The following is a 7,533-nucleotide window of genomic DNA, read 5'->3' on the forward strand; positions in this document are numbered from 1 at the left end:
CGATTGGCTTGTGACCTCCTTGAACTAGACATAATAAAAACGTGGCCGCCTTGGCCACGTTTTTTTATTAGTCCTTTACTCTTGCTATCTTTATGTCCTTCAGTAATTCCTGAACAACATAACTTCCCATTATCAACCCACAAGTTGATGGTGTAAATGCATTTGAGGACGGTGGCATCTTTGCCTTACGAATTTTAGCATTCTCATCAGTAATTTGCTGACGAATATCTTCACGAATGACAATTGGGCTCTCATCAGAGAACACGACAGGAATTCCTTTACGAATTCCCTCTTTTCGTAATTTTGTCCGAATGACCTTTGCCATTGGATCCGTATGTGTTTTAGAAATATCCGCAATCATAAACCGTGTTGGGTCCATCTTATTAGCTGCACCCATACTTGAGATGATAGGGATATTTCGTTTAAGACATTCCTTCATGAGATGAATTTTATAAATAATCGTATCTGAAGCATCGATGACAAAGTCCAAGTCATAGCTAAAAAACTCCTCATATGTTTCCTCTGTATAAAACATTTTAAGTGCGATTACTTCACACTCAGGGTTAATGTCAGCAATTCGTTCTTTCATGATGTCTACTTTTGACCGACCAACTGTGGATAGTAGAGCAGGCAGCTGACGATTTATATTAGTAATGTCCACATTATCCTTATCAACCAGTACCAATCGTCCTACACCAGAGCGTGCAAGCCCCTCTACCGAGAACGAGCCAACACCTCCTACACCAAGGACAGCTACTGTACTATTTTTAAGGATTTCAACCCCTTGTTTTCCTACTGCTAATTCATTTCGTGAAAATTGGTGTAACATTTCTTCAACTCCATTAGGTATCAATTTCACTTAGCTTTGTTGTATTTTTACCAGAATTAGAATATAACATACTTCGACTAATTTCAAGAATTTCTATATGAATTTATGTATTTTCGGCATAAAAATCCCTGTTTACAAAAAAATAAACAGGGATTCGTCTTGTATTTGGTATTCGATAGAAGTCCCAATCGTGCAGTCGATGCCTTAGTTTTGAACCCGCTCACCGCAGGTGGGCACCCTGTTTCAACTTTTGCAAGTCCTCCATTAGCGAAAGATGAGGCATTTACGCAAGTACGAAAACTCCGGGCTCCCGTATAATCTATTGTTCGGTCAAAACAATAGGTTATACGACAAACACATCAGGACTTCTTAATGTCACAATATTAACACACGGCAAACGTGTTTACAAGTTGACCTAATAAGGTTTTGTTCGCTATTTTCGAACATTTAACGACAAATACAAGTCGGTCAATTGTGCTTTGCTTACTTCGCCTGGCGCATCGGTTAAAAGATCACTTGCACTTGCTGTTTTAGGGAAAGCAATGGTGTCGCGAAGATTTGTTCTACCTGCTAGAAGCATGACCAATCGGTCTAAACCTAATGCGATACCACCATGTGGCGGCGTCCCATATTCAAATGCCTCCATGAGGAATCCGAACTGTTCTTTTGCCTCTTCCTCTGTAAATCCTAAAACTTTGAACATTTTTTCTTGGATATCGCGTTCGAAAATACGAAGTGATCCTCCACCTAGTTCATAACCATTTAAAACAATGTCATATGCTTGGGCTTTCACTTCCCATGGTTTGCTTTCTAGTAGCTCAATATCCTTTCTAGCTGGCATTGTAAACGGATGATGTGCTGCATAATAACGACCATCTTCCTCATCAAACTCAAATAATGGCCAATCCGTTACCCAAAGGAAATTAAACTTTGACTCATCAATTAATTCAAGCTCTTTACCAAGTTTTAAACGTAATGCACCAAGTGCATCGGCTACTACATTTGGTTTATCTGCTACGAAGAAGAGTAGGTCTCCTGCCGAAGCTTCTAATACCGTTCTTAAAGCCTTTTGCTCTTCTACATCAAAAAACTTAGCGATTGGACCTTTTAATTCAGCTTCTTCAACCTTTAACCAAGCAAGCCCTTTAGCACCGTAACGATTCACATATTCGGTAAGACCATCGATCTCTTTACGAGTATATTTATCAGCAGCACCCTTTGCATTAATTGCTTTTACTTGTCCACCTGTTGCGACTGCATTGCTGAATACTTTAAATCCGCTGTCTTTAACTACTTCTGAAAGATTAATTAATTCCATTTCGAAACGAGTATCCGGTTTGTCAGAACCATAACGGTTCATTGCATCATCATAAGTTAATCGAGGTAATGGGAGCTCAATGTCTATTCCTTTTACATCCTTCATTAGTTTACTCATCATTTGCTCTGCCATGGCCATGATGTCTTCCTGACTCATGAAGGATGTTTCGATATCGATTTGTGTAAATTCTGGCTGTCTGTCAGCACGTAAGTCCTCATCTCTGAAACAGCGAGCAATTTGATAATAACGGTCAAATCCACCCACCATCAATAGCTGTTTGAAAATCTGTGGTGATTGTGGAAGTGCGTAAAACTCACCTGGGTGTACACGACTTGGTACAAGATAGTCACGCGCTCCCTCAGGTGTGCTTTTTGTTAAAATTGGTGTTTCAATATCTAGGAACCCTTCACCGTCAAGATAGTCACGAATTGATTTTGTGACATTATGACGCATTTTAAACGTTTCAAACATTGCTGGTCTGCGAAGGTCTAAATAGCGATATTTCAAACGCAAATCTTCAGAAACCTCTGTACGGTCTTCAATCATAAATGGAGGTGTTTTTGCTTCATTTATGATTTTGACATCAGATGCTTTGATTTCGATTTTTCCAGTTATAATATTATTGTTGATTGTTGCTTCATTACGAGCTACAACAATTCCTTCAACATCCAAAACATATTCATTTCTTACAGTCTCAGCAATTTCTAATGCTTCTTTAGATTCTTCAGGATTAAATACAATTTGGACGATTCCAGTTCTGTCTCTTAGGTCGATAAAAATAAGTCCACCTAGGTCTCTTCTTCTTTGAACCCAGCCCTTTATAGTTACTTCTTCACCAATGGCTTGCTCCGTGATTTCTCCACAATAATATGTTCTTCCAAACATGTTTCCCACTCCTAGTGACTTTTTTCAAGTAAATATGATATAAATTGATCAATTTGGACTTCCTCTTGATCTCCAGATTCCATGTTTTTGACGTTAATAACACTTCTTTCTAATTCCTCATCCCCTAAAATTGCAACAAATTTTGCTTGCAATCTGTCGGCTGCTTTGAATTGGCCTTTTACTTTTTTATTTAAATAATCTTTCTCAGCAACTAAGCCAGCTTTTCTAAGTTCATTTACTAACGATACAGATTTTGCAGACGCAGCATCCCCGATTGCTGCAACATAGCAGTCCACTCGCTCTTCAACTGGTAGCTCAATCCCTTCTGCATTCAGGGCTGCTAAAAGTCTTTCAATACTTAAAGCAAATCCGATACCTGGTGTTTCTGGTCCGCCAAGTCCTTCTACTAAACCATTGTAACGTCCTCCGCCACATAGAGTCGTAATTGCCCCAAAGCCTTCTGCATCACTCATAATTTCAAATGCTGTGTGATTATAGTAATCCAAGCCCCTAACAAGTCCTGAATCCACCTCAAAATCAATCTGTAGATCTGTTAAGTAGGATTTTACCTTATTGAAATACTCACTTGATTCCTCGTTTAAGTATTCAAGAATGGATGGTGCAGAATGCATTAACTCATGGTCACGGTCTTTTTTACAATCAAGAATTCGCATTGGATTTTTCTCAAGTCTTGATTGACAGTCTGAACAAAACTCATCTATTCTAGGAGAAAAATGTGAGATTAGTGCCTCTCGGTGTGCGCTTCTACTAGAAATATCTCCTAAGCTGTTTATAATAAGCTTTAGTTTTTTCAATCCAAGTGATTTGTAGATTTCCATAGCGAGTGCAATGACTTCTGCATCGATAGCAGGGTCATTGCTGCCTAATGCCTCTACTCCAAATTGAACGAATTGACGAAAACGCCCTGCTTGTGGTCGTTCGTAACGAAACATTGGTCCACAATAATAAAGCTTTGTTGGCTGTGTTGGGTTGCCAAACATTTTGTTTTCCACATATGAGCGAACAACAGCTGCAGTGCCTTCTGGACGTAGTGTTAAACTTCGTTCTCCACGGTCTTCGAAGGTGTACATTTCTTTCGTTACGATGTCGGTCGTTTCACCAACGCTTCTTAGAAATAGTTCTGTATGTTCAAAGATTGGTGTCCGAATTTCTTTATAATTAAATCTTTTGCAGATATCTCGAGCCTTTTCCTCGATATATTGCCATTTTTCCACATTACCTGGAAGAATGTCTTGCGTCCCTCTAGGAATATTTACCATTTTTACTCCTCCTTACTCATTCAAATGTGCCTTGGCGTATTTGCGCCCAGATTTTTTAGGCCCACACGAGGCGGGTCACAAAGACGTTGCCACAGGAAATGGCGTTTTTAGTCTTTGATCTTATCCTAGAAAAATAACCTTTGAAAATCTGTGGCATCCGCCGAAGGCTATACCTTTATTTAGCAGTACTTCTGCTGAATAAAGGTATAACAAAAAGCTCCCATCCCTACAATTGAAATTGTAGGGACGAGAGCTATAATTCCCGTGGTGCCACCCTAGTTAAGACTAAACACCCAATAGATTTATTGGTTGTTTCTAGTCTTCACTCGATCAGTTAACGCCTGAAACGTTCAACTCCTACTAGAGCATTTGCTTTTTCAAAGAGAAACCTACGAGGTGTTCGTTCAATAAGTCATCATGTAAGAATGCTTTCAGCCTATGACATTCCCTCTCTATTCGTGTGTATTCTTATCTACTTTTCCCCATCACTGGTTCAAAATATTAAATTTTATGTAGAATTTTATATAATCATACGTATGAACTCAGTTCATGTCAAGTTTTAGCGTCAAATTTTTTAAATTATTTATTCGCTTAGGAACGATGTAATTGCTTTTTTAAGTTTCTTACGTCTCTAACAGAAACACCAAATTCGCTCGCTAATTCTACATATGTAGACGACTGCTCTTTTTGAATAAAATCGTGAAAATCTACTCCAAATACATTCCCACCAGTATTTTGAACATTGTTACTTTTTTCGCTAAATCTCATCTGAATCACTCCTAATTCATGTTAAACTATTACGTATCTTTCCCTTTTTCAAGATTTTATTTCTTTTATAAAAGGAATTTTTTTATTTATGGCGAAATCTTATAAAGCTATGTTTTTTACTCAAGGAGGATTTTAAGTGTTACACAAGATTTTAAAAATGGGACTTGCGTTCCTGCTCGCGATTATTTTTTCAGTTACAACCAATCCTGGAAAACTGACAAATGCACAATCAATCGCAGTCATCAATACTCCTGTCTTAAACGTAAGAGAAGGTCCTGGACTCTCATACGGTAGATCAGCACAGGTCAAACAAGGAGAAAAGTATACAATCATAGAAAGGAAAGACGAATGGGTTAAGCTACAGCTTTCTTCAGGAAAAACAGGCTGGGTAGCTTCATGGCTTATAAAAGAAAACCAATCCAACTCATCGCAAACCACTTCGTCATCTACAGTTGTATCAACCGTGGACGGACTTAGACTTAGGAGTGGTCCAGGAACAAGCTTTCAAGTAATCGGTTCAATAAATAAAGGAAACGAGGCCGGGTATATTGAAGCAAATGAGAATTGGACAAAAATTTCTTTTAATGGACATAATGGTTGGGTTTCCTCACAATTTGTCACGGCCAAGCAGACATCTAGTTCTGGTACACCTAATTCGAATCAAAGCCCTAGTTCAAGCTCTACCAAAAAAACTGGAACTATTACTGCTTCTATCTTAAATGTGCGCGATCAACCTAATTTGCAAGGTAAAATCGTTGGCAAGCTAAAGCAAAATGCAAATGTTACGATTACGAACGAGAGAGAAAACTGGCTAGAAATAGGGTTTGGCGGAAGTTCTGCTTGGATAAATAGAGAGTTCGTTGCAGGTATTTCTTCTACAGAGGAAAAACCTTCTCAGCCTGCTGCGCCACCACAAACTCCAATAAACCAAGGAAAAATTGGTTCTGTTACAGCATCAAGCCTAAATGTTCGAGATAGTGGTTCACTTTCCGGAAAAATCGTCGGAAGCCTAAAACAAGGGAATAAGGTAACAATTGAGGAAGAAGTCAATAATTGGAGCCGAATTATATTATCAAATGGAGTTAAAGGATGGGTTGCCAGCTGGTATTTAGACATTCAGATTGATAAACCAACAACTGAAGCACCAGGCACAGGACAAACCTCAGTAAAAATCCTATACAATGGCACAAATATTCGTTCGGGATCATCTACTTCACATTCAGTAGTTGCTCGTGCAAACGAGGGCGATTCTTTTGCAATGGTTACTAAGGAAGGCGACTGGTATAAAATAAACCTGCCTGGAAATAAAATCGGTTATGTTGCAGGTTGGCTTGTTTCCGTTAATGGAGCTCAAAATATTGTCGAACGTCCTGGTGTGAACCAATATTTAAAAGGAAAAACCATTGTGATCGACCCTGGACACGGCGGAAATGACAGTGGTGCAATTGGTGTAAGTGGGACTTACGAGAAAAATCTAAATTTACGTACAGCGAAAATGGTCGTTGATAAACTTAATGCGTCAGGTGCCAATGTAGTCATGACACGTAATAGTGATAATTATGTTAGCTTGCGTTCAAGGGTAAGTATCTCACATTATCGAAATGCAGATGCCTTTGTGAGTATCCATTATGATAGTATTTATGACCGAAATGTACGGGGAGTAACATCCTATTATTATAAAAATATCGATGTTGGACTCGCTTCAAATATTCAATCGGAGCTTGTTAAGAATACTGGCTTCAACAATAGACAGCATCGTCAAGGAAATTTTCAAGTGTTAAGAGAAAACCGAAACCCATCTGTCTTACTAGAATTAGGGTTTATTAGTAATACGACTGAAGAATATACGGTAAATACAAATAATTTCCAAGAAAGTGTTTCGAATGGAATTTATTATGGCCTCGCGCAATATTTTAAAGGGAAGTAGATTTTCTACAGAAAAATGCCTTAAAGCAATTTGCTTTAAGGCATTTTTTATTTACTTTCGATTATTAAGGTGACTGGTCCCACATTGGTAAATTGAACATCCATCATTGCCCCAAATGAACCTGTTTCTACCTTTACACCTTTTTCGCGGATTTCCGCATTAAATAGCTCATACATCTTTTCTGCGTATTCGGGTTTTGCCGCATCCATAAAGTTGGGGCGTCTTCCCTTTCGACAATCTCCGTACAATGTAAATTGTGATACAGAAAGAATGTCCCCTTTTACATCAAGTAGTGATAAGTTCATTTTTCCTTCATCGTCCTCAAAGATTCGGAGGTTTACAATTTTGTCTGCTACATATTTGATATCTTCAATTGTATCTGTGTGTGTGATTCCGACTAAAAGCATTAACCCATTATTGATGGAACCTACTTCCTCATTTTGAACAATTACACGCGCATCCCTTGCACGTTGTACAACAACCTTCATGATCAAATTCTCCTTAAATCAAATGCGCCTTAGCGTAT

At 38.5% G+C, this 7,533-nt stretch carries 6 protein-coding genes, 1 other RNA gene and 1 other annotated feature; of the genes, 1 reads left to right on the plus strand and 6 read right to left on the minus strand.

The window, feature by feature from the left end; genetic code table 11:
- Positions 1-67: 67 nt before the first annotated feature.
- From V7147_RS01640 to V7147_RS01660, 5 genes are all read right to left on the minus strand, one after another.
- A complete protein-coding gene (locus tag V7147_RS01640; protein ID WP_335366117.1) occupies positions 68-829 on the minus strand; it encodes a tRNA threonylcarbamoyladenosine dehydratase in 762 nt (253 codons plus the stop codon).
- Positions 830-1,006: 177 nt separating this feature from the next.
- Positions 1,007-1,198, minus strand: a non-coding RNA gene (ssrS, locus tag V7147_RS01645) — 6S RNA.
- 64 nt (positions 1,199-1,262) lie between these two features.
- The gene (gene aspS, locus V7147_RS01650) at positions 1,263-3,032 is read right to left on the minus strand and encodes an aspartate--tRNA ligase (protein WP_335366118.1); all 1,770 of its coding nucleotides are present in this window, start codon (positions 3,030-3,032) and stop codon (positions 1,263-1,265) included.
- Positions 3,033-3,043: 11 nt separating this feature from the next.
- Complete coding sequence (hisS, locus tag V7147_RS01655; protein ID WP_335366119.1) at positions 3,044-4,312, minus strand: histidine--tRNA ligase; 1,269 nt, start codon at positions 4,310-4,312, stop codon at positions 3,044-3,046.
- A 239-nt stretch (positions 4,313-4,551) separates the two neighbouring features.
- Positions 4,552-4,810 (minus strand) — a binding site (T-box leader).
- 93 nt (positions 4,811-4,903) lie between these two features.
- Positions 4,904-5,080: a hypothetical protein gene (locus V7147_RS01660; RefSeq protein ID WP_165439132.1), complete on the minus strand. Its 177-nt coding sequence runs from the start codon at positions 5,078-5,080 to the stop codon at positions 4,904-4,906.
- Positions 5,081-5,216: 136 nt separating this feature from the next.
- On the opposite strand from V7147_RS01660, the gene V7147_RS01665 reads away from it, so the two are divergent.
- Complete coding sequence (locus V7147_RS01665; protein ID WP_335366120.1) at positions 5,217-7,007, plus strand: SH3 domain-containing protein; 1,791 nt, start codon at positions 5,217-5,219, stop codon at positions 7,005-7,007.
- 47 nt (positions 7,008-7,054) lie between these two features.
- Here the strand turns inward: V7147_RS01665 and dtd are convergent, their stop codons facing one another.
- A complete protein-coding gene (dtd, locus tag V7147_RS01670) occupies positions 7,055-7,495 on the minus strand; it encodes a D-aminoacyl-tRNA deacylase (protein WP_335366121.1) in 441 nt (146 codons plus the stop codon).
- Between the last annotated feature and the right edge of the window lie 38 nt (positions 7,496-7,533).

The organism is Bacillus sp. JJ1521, assembly GCF_036965165.1.
In the GTDB taxonomy this organism is placed as follows: Bacteria; Bacillota; Bacilli; order Bacillales; family Bacillaceae_L; genus Ferdinandcohnia.

Coding starts and splice junctions, on each gene's coding strand:
- V7147_RS01660 (WP_165439132.1), bottom strand. CDS start 5,080: ATGAGATTTAGCGAAAAAAGTAACAATGTTCAAAATACTGGTGGGAAT.
- aspS (WP_335366118.1), bottom strand. CDS start 3,032: ATGTTTGGAAGAACATATTATTGTGGAGAAATCACGGAGCAAGCCATT.
- V7147_RS01640 (WP_335366117.1), bottom strand. CDS start 829: ATGTTACACCAATTTTCACGAAATGAATTAGCAGTAGGAAAACAAGGG.
- dtd (WP_335366121.1), bottom strand. CDS start 7,495: ATGAAGGTTGTTGTACAACGTGCAAGGGATGCGCGTGTAATTGTTCAA.
- hisS (WP_335366119.1), bottom strand. CDS start 4,312: ATGGTAAATATTCCTAGAGGGACGCAAGACATTCTTCCAGGTAATGTG.